The sequence below is a fragment of the Candidatus Flexifilum breve genome, from assembly GCF_016713355.1.
The window spans coordinates 1-21,855 of the sequence record NZ_JADJPI010000009.1 but is presented as its reverse complement, the minus strand read 5'-3'; the positions used below and the strand labels follow the sequence as shown (position 1 = coordinate 21,855).

Below are 21,855 nucleotides of genomic sequence, written 5' to 3'. Positions count from 1 at the left end.
GCTCACCTCTCTAAGAGATAGTAATGAGTGACGAGTGATGAGTAAGAACAGATCAACTCATTACTCGTTACTCATTACTTCGTCTAGTACGTTCTCACCTTGGGTTTGAAGCGTTCGTCGGTTTCTGCCAGCGACATATCGACCTTCTTGTCGCAGTTGACGATCGGGTTCTGCGCGCCCTTGGCATACACTTCTTCGGTTTCCGGTTTGGTCAGCAGCGAATGCACGAGCCAGTTTTCGTCGTCGCGCTTCGGGTAATCCTCGCGGCTGTGACCGCCACGGCTTTCGGTACGGTTCAGCGCGCTGATGGTCGTCAGTTCCGCCAAGTCGAGCAGGCAGCCCAGCTCCCACGCTTCGACGAGGTCAGTGTTGAACTTCTGGCCCTTGTCGTCGATGTGGATGTCGGTATTGTAGCGGTGCTTGAGTTCACGCAGTGTCTCCAGCGCGGCCTTCATGCCTTTTTCTTCGCGGAACACGCCGACATCGGCCATCATCGTCTTCTGCATGATCTGGCGCAGTTCGCCGGGGCGGGTCTTGCCCTGGCTGCTGCGGATGCGTTCGAATTCCGCGGTGACTTCTTTTTCCGGCGACGCAGGCAGCGGGACATAATCCGCCTTCTTGACGTATTCGGCAATCGCCTTGCCGCCGCGCCGACCGAACACGATGAGGTCGACCAGCGAGTTCGTGCCGAGACGGTTCGCGCCGTGGCAGCTCACGCAAGCGCATTCGCCCGCCGCGTACAAGCCGGGGATGACCGTCCAGTTTTCATCGCTGACCGCGGCACCGTCCACGTTGGTCGGAATGCCGCCCATCGCATAGTGCGCCGTCGGCTGAATTGGCATCGGTTCCTTGACCGGATCGACGCCGAGATACACGCGGCAGAATTCGAGAATGTCGGGCAGCTTCTTCTCGACATCTTCTTCGGTGATGCGGCGCGTTTCGCCCGCTTCCGCGAGGTAGCGATTGACCGTCGCCGGAGTCACGTCAAGGTAGACGTAGTCTTTGCCCTTGATGCCGTTGCCGTCGCGAATTTCCAGATAGATCGAGCGGCTGACCACGTCACGGCTGGCGAGGTCTTTGATGTTCGGCGCGTATTTTTCCATGAAGCGCTCGCCGCGCCCATTGATCAGCACGCCGCCTTCACCGCGCACGCCTTCGGTGATGAGGATGCCCATCTTGTAAATGCCGGTGGGGTGAATCTGATAGAACTCAAGGTCTTGCAGCGGGACGTTGCGGCGATAAACGACTGCCGCGCCGTCGCCCGTCAGGCTGTGCGCGTTGCTCGTCACCGACCACACGCGCCCCCAGCCGCCCGTCGCGAACAGGGTCGCTTTGCTGTGGAAGATGTGCAGCTCGCCCGTGCCGAGTTCCAGCGCGACCACGCCGACGACCGTATTGCCATTGCGGATCAGGTCGACCATGTGGAATTCGTCAAAGAAGGTCACGTTGTGCTTGATGCACTGTTGGTAGAGCGTCTGCAAAATCATGTGACCAGTCCGGTCGGCGGCGTGCGCCGCGCGCCGCACTGGGGCTTTGCCGAAGTTGCTGGTGTGACCGCCGAACCGGCGCTGGCTGATCTTGCCGTCATCCGTGCGGTCGAAGGGCAGGCCCATGTGTTCCAGTTCGATCACGGCGTCGATGGCTTCTTCGGTCAACACCTTGACCGCGTTCTGATCCGCCAGATAGTCACCGCCTTTGACCGTGTCATAGGCGTGCCACAGCGGGCTGTCTTCTTCGAGATTGCCGAGCGCCGCGCCGATGCCGCCCTGCGCCGTGCCTGTGTGACTGCGGGTGGGATACAACTTGCTGATCACGGCGACTTTCGCGCCGCCTTTGGTGGCATACAGGGCAGCCATCAAGCCAGCGCCACCCGCCCCGACGATCAGCGCTTCGTATTGATGTGTCTTCATAGGATAACCTTTAACTCTGATCCCTAATGTCGTTCGCTTAAGTTAAAAGTTAAAAGTCGAAAGTTAAAAGTCAGCGTTGTGCCCTTTTAACCTTTAACTTTCAACTTTCGACAGGTCATTCGCCTACATGCAGCAGGCCGAGATTTTCGGCGGCTTGCGTCGCGGCGCGGACAGCATCCATTTCAATCGAGCCGATGAGCGCCAGACCGCCGACCGTGAGCAGCACCACCCCGGCGATGATGCACAGGATGACCGCCGCGCGGCGGAACAAAGCACTGCTCTGCGTGTAATCGGTCAGCACGTAGCGCAGACCGTTGAAGCCGTGCAGTGTCACCAGCGCCAGCAGCGCGATATCATAGATGCGCCACAGGGCGATGGGACCGAGCAGGTAACCCCAGCGTTCCGCCACATATTCCACCGCCGTGCCGGATTCGTTGATGCCGTTGGCGAGCGTGTTAGCCGCGTCAGCGACGATGGGCACACCGGCCACGCTTGCGCCAGCGACCGTAATGTCGAACACGCCCTGAATGATGTGCGCGATCGCCAGATGACCGAACACGAGCGGGACGATGATCAAACCGCTCAAGCGCATGAACGCCCACCAGAAGCGTTCAATCGGCGCGCCGGGGCCTTTGCTGACGCGCCCGGGCTTCTGATTGCCCGACACCAGACCGATCAACGCGGAAGCGAGGATGGCGACAATCGCCGCGCCGGCAATGCCGACCGCGAATGGCAGTTGTTCCGCCAGCACTTCGGTGATGGGCAGCACCACGCGCCCGGACGAATAGAATTCGAGCACGTGCGTGAACATCAACAGGAAGACGGGGATGAGAATGATCACCGTGCCGCCGAGGACAAACCATGCGGCGCGCGCCTGATGCTTCCACAGAACCGGACGCGCATCAAAGATGGCGATGCGCAGGCCGTTCAACGCATGGTAGATCACTGCCGCCACGAGGCCGAATTCGCCGATGGTGAACAGCGGGCTCTGGTACGCGGCAATGGCTTTGACATACAGTTCCGGGTAGAAGACCGCCCACGACGTGTCGATGACGTGCAGTGTCAGGAATAGGACAACGCCTAAGCCTGAAAGACGGTGGAGTACCCAACTCCACTGACCGATCCCGCCGCGATACCGCAGCGTCTCCGTGACGGTGTAGACTAACGAGGTCAAGGTGAATAGCTCCTCATGAACAGTGGTATTTTTCGAGGTGGCGGCTTGTGGTCCAGCGATGCCGCCGAACGCGGCTTGCACTACGGCATGATATGCGGGGGATTATAGCACCTGCCTCAGTGAGAGCAAAAAACAAACCGCTCAATTTTCATTAAATTTAGTAAATTCTAAACGTTGTGAACGTAGCTTTCGCTAGCGCGACTTCCCCGTGAGCCTGACGGTGCCGGAACCCCGCGGTTTTTCATGACATTTTTCACGGATTTTTCGTGAGTCCCCCGGTCTGGTTGATCCACAATCACCCTATAATGACTTAGGCACGAACCTGTATTTATCTAAAAGTGAATAGCCGGAAGAAAGCACATGAAACGACTCATTCTGCTCGTTACGCTGATGCTCGTCCTCTTCGCCGCTACGGCCGTCCCCACCTTCGCGGATGGCAGTGTGTTTTTCAGCGGCACGCTCGATATTTCCAGTCCCGCCATGGTCGATCGCCCGGACGGTTGTGGCGCGCTGTACGGCGGCTCAGGCCCCTTCTACTACACCACGCAAACCGTCAATCTGACGGATGCCGCCTATTGGGGTTTCTACGATTTCTACAGTTGGGTCGACATCGTCGTCATCATCTACCCCGAAGGCGGGTTTGATCCTTTGAATCCGCTGGCCAATTGTGTCACCATGCTGGACTATGCGCAGTCTCTGTCGCTCACGCCGGGCAGCTATACCTTTGTGACCACCAGTTACGACGACGGTGGCACCGGCAGCTATGAGTTCGCCTTCGGATACCCCGGTTTGGCCAACTTCAGCGCAAGTGAGTGGCTCGATATCCTGCCGGACGGTCGCCCCGACGATGATGGCAACGGCTGCACGCAAATCGCGGACGATCCCGCCGGCTATCTGTACGGTTATGAGCCATTCACGCCGGAAATCAGCGGGGTTTACACCTACTACGATCTCTACGAAGAAGAAGAAACGATCGACATCTGGTTCAGCATTTATCAGGGCGGCTTTGAAGCGACCACCCCGCTGGCCAACTGCCTCGCCAACTTTGACGACGATGGCCAGATCTATTTGCAGGCGGGTGTGACCTATATCATCATGATTTCCACGCTTGAACCCGGCGAACCGTGTGGCTGCTACAGCGAAGGTGTTGCCTTCCTCTTCATGACGCTGGGCAGCGGTTCCGCGTCGGTCGATGCGTGCATTTACCCGCTGCCAACCAACGCGGTCGTGTACCAGATTCCGGCGGGCGCGCCCGTATTCTACCAACCGGATCTCGCGACGCAGCTCCCATGGGCGCTCCCGGCGGGGACGTGGTACATCACCGACTTCAGCGGCGACTTCGCGCACGTGTGGATCGCGTGTACTGGCCAGCAGATCTGGGTGCCGACCAACGCGGTGTATATCCCGCAGTAACGCGGTGTACGACCTGCAACTCGCCTCTCCGCACGGAGGGGCGAGTTAGGGTGAGGTCAACAGACTCTCGATTTTGAAGTGATCGCCTGTGCAGTATGTCCGCTACGACGCGTTGGAGCACGAATGCGCTTGCTCGACGTATTGGCGCGCATCGTCGACGCTGCTGAATATGTGGATGGCGTGCGGTTTACCGAGCACCGCGATCATGTGCACGGCTTGCTGCATGTGGGGTTCGCTGGCGACAAACAGCAGTTCTTTGACCTGAGGTAACTGTGAGGCTTCGGCAAATTCGACGCGCGCGGTCGTCCCGATGAACGAAACACGGCTGAGATCGATGAGCGCGTAGAACGTGGCGGGCTGGCCTTGCGCATAGCGGCGCAGCGAATTCATCCACCGTCGCGCGTCATTCTTATGGATTTCTCCGTACAAACCGACTGAAAAGATCATGGCGCTTACACTATCTAATCGATTTCATGTCTGATCATCAATGTAAACGAAAGAGTATGAATTTTAAGTTAAGATTTTCAAACAACACGAACTGAAGTCAACGTATCTGCAATTTATCTCCACCACTGGGGCGTTTACTCAACTCTCAAGTCTGCGGGCGCGACTCAATCCGTATACTCGATAGTACACGGTCGGCGATTCGCTCAGGCAGCGGGAGTGACAGGCATGCACGTACTGGTCATTGGCGGCGCGGGGATGTTGGGACGCGCGCTCGCTCGTTTGCTCCACCAGGCAGGTCATCGGGTGACGAGCTTTGATTTGCTGCCCTGTCCGGAAAGCGGCGTGACCTCGCTGAGTGGCGATGTGCGTGATGCCGAGGCTTTGCTGGCCGCCTGTGCGGGCATGGACGCCGTGATCCACACCGTAGCCTATGTCAATCAACTGCCCACTCGTCAACCGCTCATGTATGACATCAATGTGCTTGGCGTGCAGCAGACGATTGACGCGTGCCGGGCGAACCACGTACCGCGGCTAATCTACACGGGCTCGATTGACGCGGTGTTTGACGGCACGCCGATCCGCGCTGGTGATGAAACACTGCCGTATCCGGCGCAGCATCTCGATTACTACAGCGAGACGAAAATGCTCGGCGAACAGGAGCGATCGCCGCCAACAGCGAGCAGCTCGCCACCTGTTCGCTGCGCATGGCGGGGCTGTATGGCGAACACGACAAGCACCGTTTCCCGAATGTCATTCCCCGGTCGACCGCTCGGGGCGCTTTACACGCATCGGCGACGGGCGCGCGCGCTTCAATCACGTCTATATCGACAATGCGGCCTATGCGTTTGCGCTGGCTGTCGACCGATTGCACGTGGGCAGCGCGCTCGCCGGGCAGTGCTACTTCATCACCGACCACGCGCCGGATAATTTCTTCGATTTCTTCGAGCGCTACCTCACCGCGCTCAACCTCACCTATCAGACGACCACGCTCCCGGCGGGCGCCGCCCAAATCCTCGCGCAGGGGAGTGAACTCACCTACAGGCTGTCGGGCGGCAAGGGCAAGCCGCCCATCCTCAGCCGCTACACCGTCGCCGCGACCAGCCGCGATTTCTGGTTCAATCACGACAAAGCCGCCCGCGATTTCGGCTATGCGCCGATCATCAGCGCGGAGGAAGCGTTCGAGCGCACGCTGGCCTGGGCGCGCGAGACGCTCATCAGCGGGCGCTGATCCCCTGCGCTGTGCGCAACCAGTTTTACATGCATTACCCAACATGCATCTATACCGATGGTTAGGCAGGACTCATCTGATCGGGTATGATCGGCGCTGGTGGTGAGAGCAGCGATCGGCACAGGCATGATTCCCGAAACGACCGTCATCGGCAACCGGTATCGACTTCACGAGCGCCTGGGCGCAGGGGGGATGGGCGCGGTCTTCCGCGCGGAAGACCGGCTGACGGGGCAGATGCTGGCGCTCAAGCGCGTTTCGCTGCCCGACGCCCCCGAAGAGGACACGCTCGATCATCTGCGCGTCGCCCTCTCGCATGAATTTCGCACGCTGGCCTCGCTGCGCCACCCTAACATCATCAGCGTGATCGATTACGGCTTCGACGCGCAGCGCTCGCCCTACTTCACGATGGATCTGCTGCGGGACGCGCGCACGCTGACCTCCGCCGGGCTCGGCGCCCCGCCGTCGGAGCAGGCGCGGCTGCTGGCGGAAACGCTGCGCGCGCTCGCTTACCTGCATCGGCGCGGCGTCATTCACCGCGACCTGAAGCCGGGGAATGTGCTGGTTGAACCGAGCGGGCGCGTCAAAGTGTTGGATTTCGGCCTCGCGCTCGAAAAGAACATGCCGAACGACAATACCACCGGCATGACCGGGACGCTCGCCTACCTCGCGCCGGAATTACTGACCGATTCTTCTCCGTCGATCCTCTCCGACCTGTATTCGGTCGGCGTGATGGCGTACGAAATGTTCGTCGGTCAGTTCCCGTATAACATGAAGAACGCCGCGCAGCTCATCAGCCAGATTTACAGCCACATCCCGGATGTCTCGCCGCTCCCCGAAAAGATCGGCGCGGTGCTGGCGCGGCTGCTGGTCAAAAAGCCGGAAGAACGCTTCCAAACGGCGGATCACGCGCTGGCGGCGCTGGTTGAAGCGGTCACCGAGCCACTGCCGCCGGAAAGCCTCGAAATCCGCGAAAGCTACATCCGCGCGTCGACCTTCGTGGGGCGCGAAGCCGAAATGACGCTGCTCAGTCAGGCGCTCGATACCGCCTTCGGTGGGGCGGGATCGGCGTGGCTGGTTGGCGGCGAATCCGGGGTGGGCAAGTCGCGCCTGCTGGAAGAACTGCGCATTCAGGCGCTCGTCAAAGGGGCGCTGGTGCTGCGCGGTCACATGTCGCAGCCCAGTCCCCCCTATGAACTGTGGCGCGACGTGGTGCGGCGCCTGGTGCTGAGCACGCCGCTCAGCGACCTGGAAGCGGGTGTGCTGCGCGCCATTGTGCCCGATATCGACGCGCTGCTGGGGCGCACGCCGCCCGAAGCGCCGCCGCTCGATGGCCGCGCGTCGCATCAGCGCCTCGTGCTGACCATCGCCGACATGATTCTGCGCCAGGAGCAGCCCGTGCTGCTCCTGCTCGAAGATTTGCAGTGGGCGGAAGAAAGCCTCGACGTGCTGGAACAACTGCTGACCTTCGCCAGCGAACGGTCGTGGCTGATCATCGGTTCGTACCGTGACGACGAAGCGCCCAAACTACCGGAACAGATCGCCGGGGCGCGCGTGGTCAAGCTGGCGCGGCTGAGCGACGCCGAGATCGCGACGCTCAGCGAGGCGATGCTCGGCGAAGCGGGTAAGCAGGAATTTGTGCTCGACCTGATCAAGAAAGAGACCGAGGGCAACACCTTCTTCATCACGGAAGTCGTGCGCGTGCTCCTCGACGAATCCGGCGGCATGAGTGAAGTCGGGCGCGCGACGCTGCCCAAGAGCGTGATAGCAGGTGGCATTCAGGATGTGGTGCGGCGGCGCATGCTGCGCGTGCCCGCGTGGGCGCGTCCGGCACTGCGGCAGGCGGCGGTGGCCGGGCGCGAGATCAACCTTAAGCTGCTGCCCGCGCTCGGCGTGACCGATGTCGAAGCGTGGCTGACCGCCTGCGCCAACGCCGCGGTGATCGAGGTGGCGGATGGCGCGTGGCGCTTCGCACACGATAAGCTGCGCCTGTTCCTGCTCAAAGAGATCGCGCCGGACGACTTCAAAACGATCAATCGCCAGATCGCCGAAGGCATCGAAGTGACCTATAAAGACGATCCGGCCTATGCCGAACGGCTGACCGAACACTGGCGGCAGGCGGGCGAACCGGGCAAGGCGTTCACGTATGCGCTGCGGGCGGGCGAATACCTCATCCGCTTGACGGCGGAATACGACCGCGCCGAACGGCTGCTGCATCTCGCGCTGCACTTCGACCTTGACCGAACCCGCGTATTCGCGCTGCTCGGCGAGGCCGCGCTGCGCCGCGGTCAGTTTGACCTAGCGACGGATCACTATCAGGTGGCGCTGACGGGCGCGGACGCCCCCATGCGCACGCGCATCTACAACGGCCTGAGCGAGATCATGCGGCACAAGAGCGAATGGGAACTCGCGACACAGTACGCCCAGCAAGCACTCGATCTCGCGCGGCAGCAGACCGATATTGCCAACGAGGCCACCAGCCTGAGCAACATCGGCAGCGTGCTCGTCTTGCGCGGCGACTTCAAAGGCGCGAAAGAGGTCTACGAGCAGGCGCTGGCGATCCAAACGGAGCGCGGCGACCGGGCAGCGGTGCTCGGCAACCTTGGCATCACGCTCTACGGTCTGAGCGAATACCAGCCCGCCATCAAACTGCAAGAGGAGAGCCTCGACCTCTACCGCGAGGTCGGCAACCGCCGCGGCATCGCGCTGACCTACAACCGCCTCGCGACCGCCTACTATCAATTGGGCGAATTCGACCGCGCGCGCGGCTACTACGAAGACAGCCTCGGCATCATGCGCGTGATCGGCGATCCGATCGGCATGTATGACTGCCTCAACAACCTCGGCATGCTGCACTATGGCCGCGGACGCTACGAAGAAGCGGAAACGCGCTTCGGTGAAGCGCTGCGCGTCGCCCGGCAGTTGGGCGACAGCATCCGCGCGGCGCGGGCGCTCAACAACCTCGGCGCGAGCCTCAAAGAGCTCGGGCGCTACGGCGACGCCCGCGCCCACATGGAAGAAGCGATCAGCATCAACCGCGCGAGCAACGACGAACGCGAACTGGCCTATGCGCTCAACAGCCTTGGCGATTTGCTCGTGGCGCAGGGACGGCACGCCAATGCGCGCGCCGCCTACGAGGAGAGTCTCGCGCTCGCTGTGCGGCTGGATGACCGTATCATCCGCTCGATTAATCTGGCGTCGCTCGGGCTGATTCACGCGCGCTTTGGCGGCTATCGCGCGGCTTATCTGGTTTTGGCGGAGGCGCTGCGCATCGCGCTGGACACGAAGACCAAGCCGCGGATGGCGCATGTGCTGCTCAACACCGCGCGGGTGCTGCATCAGCAGGGGCGCGACCGCCGCGCGGCAGAGATTGGCGGGGTGATCGAGACGCTCGGCACGCTGGAAGGCGAGCACGACCCGACCTATCAACAGCTCAAGCAGGAGGTACGCCGCGAAACCGAGTGGTGGAGCAAAGGGCGCGCCGCCGCCCCGGAAACCGCGATTGCCGACCTTATCGCCGAATTGGAAGCGTGATCAGCGCGGCAGTTTGCCCCAGATGATCTTATCGGTGAGCATGCGAATCGTCATGGGACGATCCACGCTGATCTGACACGAAAGCCGCGGATAGCCGCCAGCCTTCGCCAGTTTGTCATGCCAGTGGATCGGCTCGGGTTCACCCGCCTCGAACTGCACGCCGCAGGTCGCGCACAGACCGCGCCCGCCGCAGTTGACGGAACGCGTGACCGCGCCATAGGGAGAAAATGCCAGCTTCCAGCAGCGCGCGCCGCAAATTCGCGCCCGCAGGCACGGATAAGCGGCGCGTTTCGTCGTCGATCAGAATGGTGAGTTCGTGCGTCTGCGTCATGGAATCCAGTCTGCGCTCAACAATAGCCAGCAGCGGACACGCGGTTGCGCGTCCCTACCCTTATCAATTGTCACAGAATAGCGGATTTACCCGCCCAGACCAATCAGCACCCGCATGTAGGGTGCGGAGGTCGGACGCAAGCCCAATTCTTCCGGCTCGACGCTGAGATCACCTTGCCACCCGCCCGCGGGCTGCCACTGCCAGCCGATCTGCGCGCCGATCATTGGGCGGAACGAGCGGCTGAAGGGGATGCGGACTTCGAGACCGACGCCCGCGACGAGGTTCGCGCCGCCCGAGCCTAGACTCACGCCGCGCGACGTGTTGTTCTTGGGGCGCACGCTGACGCCGGAACCGCGCCCGCCCACACCCACCAGCGGATACACGCGCAGCCACGCGGAATCGATGAGCAGCCAACCGAACACGCCGAAGCCCCCGCCCGAGCCCACGCTGCTGATCAAGTAGGCGTCTTCCGCCGTGCTGCCGCCGCCTTCGCCCTGACCGCCAACCACCAGTCGCCCGATTTGACTGTAGCCACCACCGCCGATGGCCACGTTCAGGTCACTGTCCGGCGCGGGATAGCCGTGCTGGCGCAGCCCGCTGCCCATCGCGACATAGTCTTCGAAGCCATTACTGCCCACCGCGAGGTAGCCGGTCACGCCGGAACGCTTAGTTTTGGTTGTCAGGAGCAGTTTGATCAAGCCCTTGATGATGGTGAACGCGAGCATAGCAACTCCTTGTGATTTTTGGAACAAGTGTAACGCGCTCTCGTTCCTGTGCCAATTTGTAGTATCCTTAAGGGGTGATGGAGAGGGTGTAAGGCAATGGACATTCTTGGTGTTGGTGGTTGGGAACTGCTCGCGATCCTGCTGATTATGGTAGTTGTGGCTGGCCCGAAACGCATGATCGCGTGGTCGTATCAGTTAGGGCGGTACGTCGGGGTCATCCGCAAAATGTGGGTGGAAACCGCCAAGCAGTTGCAAAAGGAATTCGATGCGGCGGGGGTGGATGTCAAAGTTCCGCAGGAACTCCCCCGCGTCAGAGCATCGCCAAAGAGATCGGCCGCGCCGCCGCCCCGCTCACTAAGCCGCTCGAAGAGACGATGCAAGAAACAAAGGTGACCGCCGCCGATGTGCGCCAGCCGCTCACGCCGCTCAAGCCCGCGGATATCAAAGCCCCGCGCCCAAATCGATCAGCGCCCCGCCGCCACCCGCCGAAGCGAATGGCAACGGCACGGGCAGCAGTGCTGATTTCGGCACATGGTCCAGCGGCGACAGCGAACAGCAATAAGCCGTTCCTCAACTGATAAGTAAAAACGGACGAGAAGCCTCTCGTCCGTTTTGTGTTCCTCAAGATATGCGAACGCCCACGGGCGCTGGATCTCAGCCCGCGGCGAGTTGAATGACCTGCCCCGTGCCCGGTTCGCTGTAGGCCGCGTTCAGCGTGACATACAGCACGCCATTCGCATCCTGCGCGATGTCATAGGGGAAGTTGAGGTCGGTGACCAAGTCGGTGATGACGCCATCCGGGGAAATGGCCACGACCGTGCCTGAATTGGGAACCCAACCGGTATCACTCACGCCCGACGACATCTGCACGGCGTAGACCGTCCCATCCGCCGCGACGAACACATCGGTGACCGCCGTCAGATCGTTGTAGGTTTCAACCAACGCGCCATCCACCCATTTTTCGATGCGCGCCGTGCCCCGGTCAAATGGGAAGGCCGACAGGAAGCTCACGTACACGCTGCCATCGTCCGCCACATCAACCGCGGTTGGCACGGGCAGATCTTCCCACGCTTTGACCAACTGTACGCCATCGGCTTCCGTCCAGCTCAGCAGCGAATTGCCGCTCGAATCGGCGATGTAGACCGTGCCATCGGGCGCGATCGCCATGTCGTTCGGGTTCGACACCACTTCATCGTTGTCGGGGTTGTTTTCGGCTTCAAACGCGCCAAGATCGACGAAAGCGATTTCTTCCAGAGTTTCGCGATCATAAGCGACGATCCCACTGGTATGAGTCGCATCATCATCATCGTCCGCGCCGAGCGAGAGCAGCACCCAGATCGCATCTTCGGTGACGGCCACATCTGCCGCGCCGATGATGCTCTGGAAGTAGCCCATGCTCATGAGGCCGCCGATCAATTCGCTCGGTTCTTCCGCGCCCTGCTCAAGCGTCCATACGCCGCTGGAGTAACCATAGGCCACCGGGCCAAAATCGCCGGGCGCTTCCTGATCGCCCCCGTTGCCCGCATCGACGACATAGAGCGTGCCCGCGTCATCAAAGTAGATCGCGCGCGGGTTTTGCAGGCCATCGACGATCACGTTGTCTTCCTGCGCGAAGACGGAGGTCGCGACGACCAACAGAGAGAGCAGTAGTACCAGTGCGAAAACTTTACGCATAGATTTCCTCCAAACAAGCGTTATCTCAACGAGGTTAACGCCGAGATCATTCTTGGTAGATGTTAGGACTTCGTGAGAGAAGGCTGACAAACTGCTGGCTATTGCCGACGAGCCCGTTATATATGACGATGGTTTTATGGATAAACTTGTAGAGAGAGACCGATTGAGTAGGTTTGAGACGACTGCCGCCCCCGCCCCCATTTCGCTTGCCTGATGCCTTAGCAACCAGCTCTTTTGGACACCTCGCTGCGCACGGCTTTTACCCGAACGCTTATCCGTAACGGATGTTGCTCTGTGGGAAACGGTGAGAAATGGACTGGCACACGAACGCAATTTTCTACGAACTGTATGTACGCGCTTTCAGTGATGGCAATGGGGATGGTCACGGTGACTTCACGGGGCTGCGGCAGAAACTAGATTATTTGCAGTGGCTGGGCGTCGACTGTATCTGGCTGCTGCCGATCAACCAGTCGCCGCTCAAAGACGACGGTTATGACGTATCCAGCTACTATGGTATCCACCCAACGTATGGTCAGCTTGAAGATTTCACCATGACGCTGGAGGAGATTCACCGCCGGGGGATGAAACTGATTGTCGACATGGTGATGAATCACACCTCCGACCAGCACCCGTGGTTTCAGGAGGCGCGCCGCACCAAAGACTCGCCCATGCGTGACTTCTACGTGGTCGGACGACACGGAGAAATACAAAGAGGCGCGCATCATCTTTATCGACACGGAAGGCTCCAACTGGGCTTACAGCGCGACCACGGGCGAATACTACTGGCATCGCTTCTACAGCAGCCAGCCCGACCTGAACTACGACAACCCACGCGTCCAGGACGAGATGTTAAAGGCTATCAAGTTCTGGCTCGACCTCGGCGTGGATGGTTTCCGTTTGGACGCCGTACCCTACCTCTATGAACGCGAGGGCACGAACAGCGAAAACCTTCCGGAAACGCACGTTTTTCTGAAGAAAGTGCGCCAGTTCGTCGACGCGCATTACTCGGACCGTCTGCTGCTGGCAGAAGCCAATCAATGGCCGCAGGATTTGCTGCCGTATTTCGGGGATAGCGACGAACTCCACATGTGCTTCCATTTCCCGATCATGCCGCGTCTGTATATGGCCATCGCGAAAGGGGATCGCACCCCCGTACGCGGCATCTGGGCGAACACGCCCGAGATTCCCGAGGACGGCCAGTGGGCGACTTTCCTGCGCAATCACGACGAGCTCACGCTGGAAATGGTCACGCCAGAGGACCGTGAATTCCTGTGGAATTACTACTCACCGGATCACCGGGCGCGTCTCAATCTCGGCATTCGCCGCCGCCTAGCGCCGCTCATGGGCAACGACCGCCGTAAGATCGAGCTGATGCATTCGCTGCTCTTTACCATGCCCGGCGCGCCCGTCATGTATTACGGCGACGAGATCGGTATGGGCGACAATATCAACCTGCCTGACCGTAACGGCGTACGCACGCCCATGCAGTGGGAAGACGCGCCGCACGCCGGGTTTTCCAACACGCAGTCCGACGCGCTCTACGCGGATGTCATCCGCGATCCGATCTATGGCTTCCAAAACGTCAATGTCGTGGCGCAGCAGGCCGATCAGACTTCGCTCCTGCACACCATCCGCCACATGCTCCTGATGCGTAAGGCATTGCCGTTCCTCGCCAAAGGTAAGCTGACCTGGCTGGAAGACACACCATTTTCGTCACTGTCGTACTGGCGCAATACGCCGGACGGACGCCTGCTCGCGCTGCATAATCTGGCGGATGAACCGCTCACGATCAATCTACCGGAATGGGATACACTCGAGAATGTGTTACAGCCTGATGTGGCGGTGACATCGGAGTTCACCCTGCCGCCGTATGGCTATGCGTGGCTGCGCCCGAAAGCGTAGTCCTACAGGGATGCGGGGCTGCGCGTCCGTCAAAAACATGGATTGCCGCGGATGTCCAAACGGGCGTCCCTACATAGATGATGGAAAGATAGCATGAATACCATGAGTTTTGATTTTCAATCCCGGCGGTCGATGGTGGTGGGGCGACGCGGCATGGTCGCCACGAGTAACCCGCTCGCCTCGCAGGCTGGGCTGGCGATTTTGCGCGCGGGTGGCAACGCTGCCGATGCGGCCATCGCCGCCGCCGACGTCCTCAATGTGACCGAGTTCGGCTTCGACCGGATCGGCGGGGGATTGCTTCGCGCTGTTCTACGACGCCAAAACCAAGCAGGTTACGGCGTTGAACGGGAGCGGACGCTCGCCCGGGCAGCTCACCGCCGACTATCTGCGCTCGCGCGGCCTGTCCGAGATCCCGATCCGCTCGCCGCATGCGATCAGCGTGCCGGGGGCGGCGGCGGGCTGGGAAGATCTGCTGCAGCGGCATGGCAGCATGGCGCTCGCGGACGTGCTGCGCGATGCGATCCATTACGCCGAAGACGGTTTCCCCGTGCATCCGGTCTTCGGGGCGGGGTGGAAACGCGCCGAGTCGTTCTTGCAGACCAGCCCGCACACCGAAGATTATCTGCCCGATGGCCGTTCCCCGGAGGTCGGGCAGATCGTCAAGCTGCCGGGTTTAGCGCAGACGCTGCGCGCGGTCGCGGAAGGCGGCGCGGCCGCTTTCTATACCGGTCCCATCGCCGACGCGATTGTGCGCACCGTACAGGAACAGGGCGGCGTCCTGACGCACGACGACCTGAAAAATCACCGCTCGACATGGGACGAAGCGATCTCGACGATGTATCGCGGGGTGCGCGTGTACGAATGCCCGCCCAACGGGCGGGGGGATCGCCGCGCTGCAAGCCATGAACATTGCCGGAGAGTTTCAACTGTCTGGTCTGCCGTGGGACTCGCCCGAGCGCCTGCATCTGATGGTCGAAGCCATGCGCCTCGCTTTCGCCGACGCGCGCCAGTACGTCGCAGACATGGCGACCAATCCCGCGCCGCTCGACTGGCTGCTCAGCGATGCCTATGCCGCCGAACGCCGTAAGCTGATCCACGCCAACAGCGCCATGCAGCCGCCGGATTATGGCAGTCCGATTCGCTCGTCGGACACAGTGTATCTCAGCGTGGTCGATGGTTACGGCAACGCCTGTTCGTTCATCAACAGCCTGTATACGGGGTTCGGCACGGGGATCGTCGCGCAGGGGACAGGTGTGTTCCTGCAAAGTCGCGGCGCGCTGTTCTCGCTGGAAGCGGGGCATCCCAACGAACTCGCGCCCAACAAGCGCCCGTATCACACCATCATCCCCGCTATGGCGACCCGCGACGGCGACCTGTGGGCGTCGTTCGGCGTGATGGGCGGCTTCATGCAGCCGCAGGGACACTTTCAGGTGATCAGCGCCATGCTCGACGATGGGCTGAATCCGCAGGAAGCGCTGAATCGCCCGCGCTGGTGTCTGGAAGACGGCACGGGCGGCAGCGTGCTCGCGCTTGAGGACGGCATCCCGGTCAAGACGATGGCGCGCCTTGCCGAGCTGGGGCACCGCGTCCGCACGGTATCTGGTGCCGGTCGCGGGCTGTTCGGCGATGGGCAGATCATCCGCGCGGAGGGCGGCGTGCTCTACGGCGGCAGCGATCCGCGCAAGGACGGCCTCACGGCCGCGTTTTAGATGAAAATTAACCGCAGAGGGCGCAAAGCACGCAGGGGTAAAGCGATTTCCTCTCTGCGCTCTCCGCGGTCTCTGCGGTTTAGTTTTCTACTTTTCTTCTCTGTGTTCTCTGTGTTCTCTGTGGTTCAGCATTTTCTACTGCACCATGAAACCGGGCAGGCCGCTGACCGGCGTGCCCGGCGTCGTCCAGATCAGAGTCCACGCCGCGCCGGAATTCTCCGACTGCCCGGTGAACAGCGTCTGCACCTGATCGCCGACGCGGTATTCCAGCGTCATCGTGTTGCCGACCTCCGGACCGGAGGCGCGTAGAGGTAGCCGGAGCCCGCCGGGGCGCTCGCCACCTGCGAAAAGCCGGTCGTGGTCGCGAGTTCGGTCACATTGCCGGCGCGATCCAGCGCGATCCAGCGCAGGTCGTTGGACTCGCTCGGGTTACTCTCGTCAAACGGTTCGAGCAGGGAGAGCGCCAACCGCTGCCCATCCTCGATGAATTCGGTATCGGCCAAAATCCAATCGGGCTGTGATAGATCGTCACGACTTCGCCCGCTGCATCGCGCATGCGCACGACGTTGCTCGCCGGAATCGGGCCGCCGGGGTTGCCGACCGGGAGCGTCGGGTCGTTATCCAACCACACGACATCCGTGCCGCTCACCGACAAGCCCCAGCGCCACCAGTCGTCGAACGGCTGCAGCGCGGACGAGTTCAGATCCCACAGGAACGCGGGTTCAATCGGCGCGCCTTCTGACCCCCAGATCACGCCCGTGAAGATCACCTGATTGTTGTCGAAGTAGCGCACGTCTGGCATGATGGCGAAGTCGTTGAGCAGGCCGAGGTTGGTCGCGTCGGGATCGAGCGGACTCATAGACGCCATGAGACTGCCGCTGTCAGCGTCGAGGATATGCAGCTCCCAGATCGGGCGTGACACGTCCGCGTTCGGGTCACCGCCGAAGTAGTTGACCGTGCCCACCGTCAGCATCGAGTTATCCGCGCTGTATTCCAGCCAGCAGCCGAGCGCCTGCCCGACCGTCTGCTGATAGAGCGGCATACCGTTCGTCGCATCGACCACGTTGAGCGTCGCCACGGAGTTCGCCTGGCTGTAGTCAAGCGCGCAGTAGGCCAACGTGTTGCCGTCACTGGTGAAAGCGGTATCCGCTTCGCCGAGGAACGCGCCTTCCGGCAGATTCAGCGGGATCGCCGTTTGCGTCCCGTCGAGACCAACGCGCACCAGTTCGCGCGTCACGCTGTTGAAGAGATACGCCGACCAATTCGCCTGCGCGGAGACCGCGTCGACCGCCAGCAGAAGCGCCAAGCTCAGAGCCAGCCATTTCAACCCACGCATACAACCTCCTGAACGAGAAAAAGATTGGGGAGAGCTTACAGTGGAGAGTTTACAGTTCACAGTCAAAATCACTGACTCATCGACTGCATGGCAACGACGCGCCTGCATCTGGCTCCCCTCCCGATCGGGGTGGGGAAACAGCGGACGCGATCAAGAGGCTGTCTAAAAAGCACACAGTCATCTTGATGAGAGAGGTTTTGTAGGGACAAGGCATGCCTTGTCCTCTGTATCCTTCTCTAGAAATTAGGACGAGGCATGCCTCATCCCTACCGATGACACCTTTATTGACACCCTCTCAATCGCGCCCCTCCGAGAAAACGGCGGTGGGTAGGGGACGCAATTCATTGCGTCCGCTGGCCCAAAAACGATTCAGGTCGTCTAGCATGTCTCGACCCGGTTGGATGGGCGAGGCGCGATCGCACGTTCAACCGTGAACTGACTCTGCGAACTGATCACCGCTAGCCACCTTCCAGCAGCGATTTTTGCGTCGGAAGGCGGTGTTTTGCCAGCTCTTTGAGCCAGCGTCCGGAATCGGCTTTGCGCTTGTCGTTCGCCTTCTCGAACAGCGTGTTCGCGGCGAACATGAGCTCGGCGGCGCTGGCATATTCGCCGCCTGATAGTGCGTCAGCGCCAGATAGTAGAGCGTTTCCGGGCGGTCAGTTTTGGCGTGGTAGGCCTTCGTGAAGTGTTCGAGCGCTTCGTCCCACTTCTTGCGCTTGTAGGCGATCGCGCCGCGCCCATAGTGCGCCAGCATCTCGTAGGAGAACAGGCGCAGCGCCTCGACGAAGTCGGCTTCCGTTGCTCGTACTCGGCATCTTCGAGGAAGAGCAGCCCGCGCGCCGCGTAGTATTCATGCTGTTGCCCGGCAGCGCGTCGATGGCCTGCCCAGTTGATCCTGGGCGTTATCGAGATCGCCCTTTTTGTAGAAGTCGAGCGCTTGCTTATAGGCTTCCGTCCGCTTCAAGCGCGTCAGCCCCAGCCGCTGATAAGTCGTGGCATACCGTCCCTCCCCGTCAGGTATACTATATTGCAGAATGGCGTACATTTCGATCAATAGACCGCCGGATTTGGACAAAAACATGGATTTGAACTGAATCAGGAACAAAAGATGTGGCAGCGCATCGTGCGCGAGTTTTGCGGAAGCGAAGTCAAACCCCACGCCGCCGAAGTCGACGAAACCGGGCAAGCTCCACTGGGACGCGATCCGCAAAATGAAAGACATCGGCTTGAACAGCCTTCGAAGTGCCGGAAGCGTTGGGCGGCACGGAAGTCGATACGATCAGCATTGTGATTGCTATGGAAGAACTCGGGCGCGCGTGTGGCTCGACGGCGCTTTCGCTGGCGGCGCACAACGGCCTCGGCTGCGCGCCGATCAAGCGCTGGGGCACACCGGCACAGCATGAACAGTGGTTCCCCGGCTGATCTCTGGCGAGGTGCTCGGCGCGCTGGCGCTGACCGAACCGGATGCCGGGTCGGACCTGCTCAGCGGCGTGCAGACGTTGGCGCGGCGCGAGGGGGACGAGTGGGTGATCGACGGGTCGAAGGCGTGGATCACCAACGCGGGCATTGCCCCGGTGATCACGGTGCTGTGCCGCACCGACAAAGATGCAGGCGCGCGCGGCTTCAGCATGCTGCTGGTCGATACTAAGTCGCCGGGGCTGACCATTCACCCGCCGGAGAAGAAGATGGGTTTGAAGGGCTCGCCTACGCACATGCTCAGCTTGGACGGCGTGCGCGTCCGCCGATGCGGTGCTCGGTGAAGTGGGGCGCGGCTTCCGCCAGACGATGGCGACGCTCGATAACGGGCGCATCGGCATCGGCGCGTTGAGCGTCAGGCTGGCCAGGCCGCCTTCGAAGAGGCGGGTCAAGTACGCGCAGCAGCGCCGCGCCTTCGGCAAGCCGATCGGCGAGCATCAGGCGATCCAGTGGATGATCGCGGATGCGGCGCTGGAAATCGACGCCGCTCGCCTGCTGGTCTATCGCTCCCGCATGGCTCAAAGATCAGGGCAAAGACTTCACGAAACAGGCGGCGATAGGAAGCTCATGGCGACCGAGGTCGCGGAGCGCGTGTCCCGGAACGCCATCCAAATTCATGGCAGTTACGGCTACAGCCGCGAATTCCCGGTCGAGCGCATCTATCGCGATCAGCGCCTGAGCGACGATCGGCGAAGGCACGAGCGAAATTCAGCGCATGGTGATCGCGCGGCGCGTGCTGCAGGAGTTTTCGTAGACTTGTAAGGCGGTTGTTTATTATCCGGCTGTCCCGACGTTTGTAGCCGAACGGTCCATAGGTGCCCAGTTTCGACCTCTCTATACTCGCGGGGAACACATACGAGGGGGTGACGATGGGACAGACCGTGCTTTTACAGGGGCAAACTGGCTTTACCGGTGGGCATTTGGCGCGCCGTTTGATAGCGGACGGGCAAACAGTGCGGTTGCTCGTCCGGCGACCCGTCGCGGAGTTTCCGTCCGCCGAGAGTGATCGGCGATGTGCGCGACAAGGACGCCGTCCGGCAGGCCATGCAGGGCATCGATACGGTCTACCACATCGCGGCGTTCTACCGTCAGACCAATGTCTCTGACCAGGAGATGCGCGACATTAACGCGTGCGGCACGCAGAATCTGCTGGAGGCGGCGACCGAAGCGGGCATCCGGCGCTTTGTCCACTGTTCGACGGTCGGCGTGCATGGCGACTGCAAGGACATCCCCACGACCGAAGACTCGCCCTACAATCCCGGCGATATCTATCAGGAAACCAAGCTGAAAGGCGAAGAGATCGCGCAGCGCTTCCGTGACCGTCTGCCCGTGGTCATCTTTCGTCCGGCGGGCATCTACGGCCCCGGCGATCTGCGCTTTCGTAAGCTGGTTCGGGATCAAAAACCGGGCCCTTCGCCGCGATCGGCTCCGGCGAAACCATCTCTATCAGATGGTGTACATTGACGATCTGGTCGACGGTATTCGTGCTGTGGATCTGGCGCCGACGCGGTCGGGCGCATCTATATTCTCGCGGGGCACGAAACGGTTACGCTGAACACGCTGGTCGAGCTCATCGCCGACGCGCTGCCCGTCCACGCCGCGCCTGCATATCCCGCTCGCGCCCGGTCTATGCGGCCGCATTCGCGGTCGAAATGGCGTTCGCCGCTCAAGATTGAGCCGCCGCTGTTTCCCGGCGCCGCATCGACTTCTTCCGCAAGGCGCGCGCCTTCGATATCTCGCGGGCGGTGAATGAGTTGGGGTTCGCCCCGCGGGTCAATCTCCGGCGAAGGGCTGCGGCGCACCGCCGACTGGTTCGACCGCCAACGGGTATCTGAGCGGACAGCGCCGCTCTTCGTCAAGACGTTAGTGATGCATCCCTACGAAGCATTTTCTCCTCAGATTTACGCCTAATGCACCCAAATGCAGTAACTTGTCCCTATCCTCTCTGGAGAGGGACGGGGGGAACCTTGGAAGTGTTCCGTGAGGTGAGTCCCGTCCCCGCCTTCCCATGTCTGCCTGTGCATTCTCACCGAAAAACAGGGGCGGACTTGTGGACTACCAGATTTGCAAGTTGTCGCACATTTAATTATGATCGCGCATTCATAGTAGTAGATGAGCCGCGATTGTGAGGGGGTGTCATGGTGTACGCGCCCGATTTCTTGACTTTACCAAGGTCAACGCGCTGGCGGTGGAAGACGATCGCCTGCAGGATGGCGATTACTGGCGTCATGATGCGCCATTTGGGATCAAGTCCTACATCAACACCACGGGCGAAGGCGTGGTCGAACTGGCGCGGGCGATGAAGCCGATCCCGGATATTGTGTTCCTCGATCTCCAACCTGCCCACGACGAGCGGCTATGAAGTCATTAAGCAGATTCAGCCGACGAGAAGCTCAAGAAAGTGTTGGTGGATCGCCGTCACCGCACAGGACGCCGACGTGGAAATTCCTAAAACGCGCCGCGGCTTCGATGGTTACATCGGCAAGCCGATCAGCCGATCACGCTTCCCGCGCCAACTTGGCGCATCCTCTCCGGTGAACCTGTCTGGGAAACGTACCTGCAACTCAGGGAAAAGTTGGCTTGGACTAGCGAGAGAGGAGGAGTGGTTTCCTCCTTTCCTCCCCCCGCAAAGCGCCAAACAAACTCAAGCACTTGACGCTGTCTAGCGGCATAGCAAGGGGGCCCATTAAGACAGCGGGAGTATGTGCGCAGGCACGTCCGAGACAACCAGCAGGCCGAACAACCCGCCGCGTACCAGTCATCCACCAGCACCTAGATTACTGTAGTGAAAGGTGTCCGAAGTCCATACTTGCTCTCTGTTGGCGCTTGAGAGCATAACTCGACCCTGGATACTTCCGCATTTTGCGGACAAGCCTCGAAGATCATCCTGCTAACCACGGATGCGCGAAGCGCGTCCCTACAAGAGGACGATTGTTACTAGTGTCCCGTCTTCGGGCTTTTCGGAGAGGGATCGGGGGTGGGGCTGAGTATTTTCACCA

General features: G+C 60.9%; 23 protein-coding genes and 4 pseudogenes. 16 read left to right on the top strand and 11 right to left on the bottom strand.

Annotated elements, in window-relative coordinates:
• Positions 1-83: 83 nt before the first annotated feature.
• Both sdhA and sdhC read right to left on the bottom strand, forming a co-directional pair.
• The gene (sdhA, locus tag IPK17_RS08930) at positions 84-1,910 is read right to left on the bottom strand and encodes a succinate dehydrogenase flavoprotein subunit (protein WP_343417344.1); all 1,827 of its coding nucleotides are present in this window, start codon (positions 1,908-1,910) and stop codon (positions 84-86) included.
• 115 nt (positions 1,911-2,025) lie between these two features.
• Positions 2,026-3,084: a succinate dehydrogenase, cytochrome b556 subunit gene (gene sdhC, locus IPK17_RS08925; protein WP_343417343.1), complete on the bottom strand. Its 1,059-nt coding sequence runs from the start codon at positions 3,082-3,084 to the stop codon at positions 2,026-2,028.
• Between the two features lie 360 nt (positions 3,085-3,444).
• Between sdhC and IPK17_RS08920 the strand changes: the two genes are divergently transcribed.
• Complete coding sequence (locus IPK17_RS08920; protein ID WP_343417342.1) at positions 3,445-4,497, top strand: hypothetical protein; 1,053 nt, start codon at positions 3,445-3,447, stop codon at positions 4,495-4,497.
• A 102-nt stretch (positions 4,498-4,599) separates the two neighbouring features.
• Here the strand turns inward: IPK17_RS08920 and IPK17_RS08915 are convergent, their stop codons facing one another.
• The gene (locus IPK17_RS08915) at positions 4,600-4,944 is read right to left on the bottom strand and encodes a hypothetical protein (protein WP_343417341.1); all 345 of its coding nucleotides are present in this window, start codon (positions 4,942-4,944) and stop codon (positions 4,600-4,602) included.
• A 225-nt stretch (positions 4,945-5,169) separates the two neighbouring features.
• Here IPK17_RS08915 and IPK17_RS08910 point away from each other — a divergent pair, with 225 nt between their 5' ends.
• From IPK17_RS08910 to IPK17_RS08900, 3 genes are all read left to right on the top strand, one after another.
• Complete coding sequence (locus tag IPK17_RS08910) at positions 5,170-5,871, top strand: NAD-dependent epimerase/dehydratase family protein (protein WP_343417464.1); 702 nt, start codon at positions 5,170-5,172, stop codon at positions 5,869-5,871.
• Positions 5,768-6,172: a Rossmann-fold NAD(P)-binding domain-containing protein gene (locus IPK17_RS08905; RefSeq protein ID WP_343417463.1), complete on the top strand. Its 405-nt coding sequence runs from the start codon at positions 5,768-5,770 to the stop codon at positions 6,170-6,172. Before IPK17_RS08910 ends, IPK17_RS08905 begins: the two co-directional genes overlap by 104 nt.
• 99 nt (positions 6,173-6,271) lie before the next feature.
• A complete protein-coding gene (locus IPK17_RS08900; protein ID WP_343417340.1) occupies positions 6,272-9,703 on the top strand; it encodes a serine/threonine-protein kinase in 3,432 nt (1,143 codons plus the stop codon).
• Here IPK17_RS08900 and IPK17_RS08895 read toward each other — a convergent pair.
• Positions 9,704-10,034: pseudogene (locus IPK17_RS08895) on the bottom strand (2Fe-2S iron-sulfur cluster-binding protein).
• 86 nt (positions 10,035-10,120) lie between these two features.
• The gene (locus IPK17_RS08890) at positions 10,121-10,759 is read right to left on the bottom strand and encodes a hypothetical protein (RefSeq protein WP_343417339.1); all 639 of its coding nucleotides are present in this window, start codon (positions 10,757-10,759) and stop codon (positions 10,121-10,123) included.
• A 96-nt stretch (positions 10,760-10,855) separates the two neighbouring features.
• Here IPK17_RS08890 and IPK17_RS08885 point away from each other — a divergent pair, with 96 nt between their 5' ends.
• Entirely contained in the window at positions 10,856-11,152 is a 297-nt protein-coding gene (locus tag IPK17_RS08885) for a twin-arginine translocase TatA/TatE family subunit (RefSeq protein WP_343417338.1), read from the top strand.
• On the top strand, positions 11,134-11,337 hold the full coding sequence (locus IPK17_RS08880) for a hypothetical protein (RefSeq protein WP_343417337.1): 204 nt from the start codon (positions 11,134-11,136) through the stop codon (positions 11,335-11,337). The genes IPK17_RS08885 and IPK17_RS08880 overlap by 19 nt, the downstream gene beginning before the upstream one ends.
• A gap of 76 nt (positions 11,338-11,413) precedes the next feature.
• Here IPK17_RS08880 and IPK17_RS08875 read toward each other — a convergent pair whose 3' ends face one another.
• The gene (locus tag IPK17_RS08875) at positions 11,414-12,433 is read right to left on the bottom strand and encodes a ScyD/ScyE family protein (protein ID WP_343417336.1); all 1,020 of its coding nucleotides are present in this window, start codon (positions 12,431-12,433) and stop codon (positions 11,414-11,416) included.
• 311 nt (positions 12,434-12,744) lie between these two features.
• On the opposite strand from IPK17_RS08875, the pseudogene IPK17_RS41005 reads away from it, so the two are divergent.
• The 4 genes and pseudogenes from IPK17_RS41005 to IPK17_RS41000 form a co-directional block, all read left to right on the top strand.
• Positions 12,745-13,062: pseudogene (locus tag IPK17_RS41005) on the top strand (alpha-amylase family glycosyl hydrolase); the annotation flags it as partial.
• A 43-nt stretch (positions 13,063-13,105) separates the two neighbouring features.
• The gene (locus IPK17_RS08865; RefSeq protein WP_343417335.1) at positions 13,106-14,335 is read left to right on the top strand and encodes an alpha-amylase family glycosyl hydrolase; all 1,230 of its coding nucleotides are present in this window, start codon (positions 13,106-13,108) and stop codon (positions 14,333-14,335) included.
• Between the two features lie 201 nt (positions 14,336-14,536).
• Positions 14,537-14,620 (top strand): annotated as a pseudogene (locus IPK17_RS40440) (hypothetical protein); the annotation flags it as partial.
• A 55-nt stretch (positions 14,621-14,675) separates the two neighbouring features.
• Positions 14,676-16,044 (top strand): annotated as a pseudogene (locus IPK17_RS41000) (gamma-glutamyltransferase family protein).
• Positions 16,045-16,179: 135 nt separating this feature from the next.
• Here IPK17_RS41000 and IPK17_RS08850 read toward each other — a convergent pair.
• From IPK17_RS08850 to IPK17_RS08835, 4 genes are all read right to left on the bottom strand, one after another.
• Entirely contained in the window at positions 16,180-16,320 is a 141-nt protein-coding gene (locus IPK17_RS08850) for a hypothetical protein (protein ID WP_343417333.1), read from the bottom strand.
• A gap of 97 nt (positions 16,321-16,417) precedes the next feature.
• Entirely contained in the window at positions 16,418-17,380 is a 963-nt protein-coding gene (locus IPK17_RS08845) for a hypothetical protein (protein WP_343417332.1), read from the bottom strand.
• A gap of 424 nt (positions 17,381-17,804) precedes the next feature.
• Positions 17,805-18,134, bottom strand: coding sequence for a tetratricopeptide repeat protein (locus IPK17_RS08840; protein ID WP_343417331.1), 330 nt, complete (start codon positions 18,132-18,134; stop codon positions 17,805-17,807).
• 96 nt (positions 18,135-18,230) lie between these two features.
• Positions 18,231-18,461 (bottom strand): hypothetical protein, encoded by a 231-nt coding sequence (locus IPK17_RS08835; RefSeq protein WP_343417330.1) that lies wholly within the window; start codon positions 18,459-18,461, stop codon positions 18,231-18,233.
• Between the two features lie 27 nt (positions 18,462-18,488).
• Between IPK17_RS08835 and IPK17_RS08830 the strand changes: the two genes are divergently transcribed.
• The 5 genes from IPK17_RS08830 to IPK17_RS08810 all read left to right on the top strand — a co-directional run bounded on the left by IPK17_RS08830 (position 18,489) and on the right by IPK17_RS08810 (position 20,320).
• Complete coding sequence (locus IPK17_RS08830) at positions 18,489-18,671, top strand: hypothetical protein (protein ID WP_343417329.1); 183 nt, start codon at positions 18,489-18,491, stop codon at positions 18,669-18,671.
• The gene (locus tag IPK17_RS08825) at positions 18,623-18,802 is read left to right on the top strand and encodes an acyl-CoA dehydrogenase family protein (protein WP_343417328.1); all 180 of its coding nucleotides are present in this window, start codon (positions 18,623-18,625) and stop codon (positions 18,800-18,802) included. The genes IPK17_RS08830 and IPK17_RS08825 overlap by 49 nt, the downstream gene beginning before the upstream one ends.
• Positions 18,787-19,140, top strand: coding sequence for an acyl-CoA dehydrogenase family protein (locus IPK17_RS08820; RefSeq protein ID WP_343417327.1), 354 nt, complete (start codon positions 18,787-18,789; stop codon positions 19,138-19,140). Before IPK17_RS08825 ends, IPK17_RS08820 begins: the two co-directional genes overlap by 16 nt.
• Complete coding sequence (locus IPK17_RS08815; protein WP_343417326.1) at positions 19,130-19,618, top strand: acyl-CoA dehydrogenase family protein; 489 nt, start codon at positions 19,130-19,132, stop codon at positions 19,616-19,618. The genes IPK17_RS08820 and IPK17_RS08815 overlap by 11 nt, the downstream gene beginning before the upstream one ends.
• Before the next feature lie 240 nt (positions 19,619-19,858).
• Positions 19,859-20,320: an NAD-dependent epimerase/dehydratase family protein gene (locus IPK17_RS08810; RefSeq protein ID WP_343417325.1), complete on the top strand. Its 462-nt coding sequence runs from the start codon at positions 19,859-19,861 to the stop codon at positions 20,318-20,320.
• 56 nt (positions 20,321-20,376) lie between these two features.
• On the opposite strand, the gene IPK17_RS08805 is transcribed toward IPK17_RS08810, so the two are convergent.
• Positions 20,377-20,715 carry a hypothetical protein gene (locus IPK17_RS08805; RefSeq protein ID WP_343417324.1) on the bottom strand — a complete coding sequence of 113 codons (339 nt, stop codon included), beginning with the start codon at positions 20,713-20,715 and terminating at the stop codon, positions 20,377-20,379.
• Positions 20,716-21,044: 329 nt separating this feature from the next.
• On the opposite strand from IPK17_RS08805, the gene IPK17_RS08800 reads away from it, so the two are divergent.
• Positions 21,045-21,218, top strand: coding sequence for a hypothetical protein (locus tag IPK17_RS08800; RefSeq protein ID WP_343417323.1), 174 nt, complete (start codon positions 21,045-21,047; stop codon positions 21,216-21,218).
• The last annotated feature ends 637 nt before the right edge of the window (positions 21,219-21,855 follow it).

Excerpts from the sequence above, each read along its gene's own strand:
- IPK17_RS08885 (WP_343417338.1), top strand. The coding sequence starts at position 10,856 with ATGGACATTCTTGGTGTTGGTGGTTGGGAACTGCTCGCGATCCTGCTG.
- IPK17_RS08850 (WP_343417333.1), bottom strand. The coding sequence starts at position 16,320 with ATGACGCTGGAATACCGCGTCGGCGATCAGGTGCAGACGCTGTTCACC.
- IPK17_RS08920 (WP_343417342.1), top strand. The coding sequence starts at position 3,445 with ATGAAACGACTCATTCTGCTCGTTACGCTGATGCTCGTCCTCTTCGCC.
- sdhA (WP_343417344.1), bottom strand. The coding sequence starts at position 1,910 with ATGAAGACACATCAATACGAAGCGCTGATCGTCGGGGCGGGTGGCGCT.
- IPK17_RS08875 (WP_343417336.1), bottom strand. The coding sequence starts at position 12,433 with ATGCGTAAAGTTTTCGCACTGGTACTACTGCTCTCTCTGTTGGTCGTC.
- IPK17_RS08890 (WP_343417339.1), bottom strand. The coding sequence starts at position 10,759 with ATGCTCGCGTTCACCATCATCAAGGGCTTGATCAAACTGCTCCTGACA.
- IPK17_RS08910 (WP_343417464.1), top strand. The coding sequence starts at position 5,170 with ATGCACGTACTGGTCATTGGCGGCGCGGGGATGTTGGGACGCGCGCTC.
- IPK17_RS08880 (WP_343417337.1), top strand. The coding sequence starts at position 11,134 with ATGCAAGAAACAAAGGTGACCGCCGCCGATGTGCGCCAGCCGCTCACG.
- IPK17_RS08840 (WP_343417331.1), bottom strand. The coding sequence starts at position 18,134 with ATGCTGGCGCACTATGGGCGCGGCGCGATCGCCTACAAGCGCAAGAAG.
- IPK17_RS08835 (WP_343417330.1), bottom strand. The coding sequence starts at position 18,461 with ATGTTTTTGTCCAAATCCGGCGGTCTATTGATCGAAATGTACGCCATT.
- IPK17_RS08830 (WP_343417329.1), top strand. The coding sequence starts at position 18,489 with ATGTGGCAGCGCATCGTGCGCGAGTTTTGCGGAAGCGAAGTCAAACCC.
- IPK17_RS08915 (WP_343417341.1), bottom strand. The coding sequence starts at position 4,944 with ATGATCTTTTCAGTCGGTTTGTACGGAGAAATCCATAAGAATGACGCG.
- IPK17_RS08845 (WP_343417332.1), bottom strand. The coding sequence starts at position 17,380 with ATGCGTGGGTTGAAATGGCTGGCTCTGAGCTTGGCGCTTCTGCTGGCG.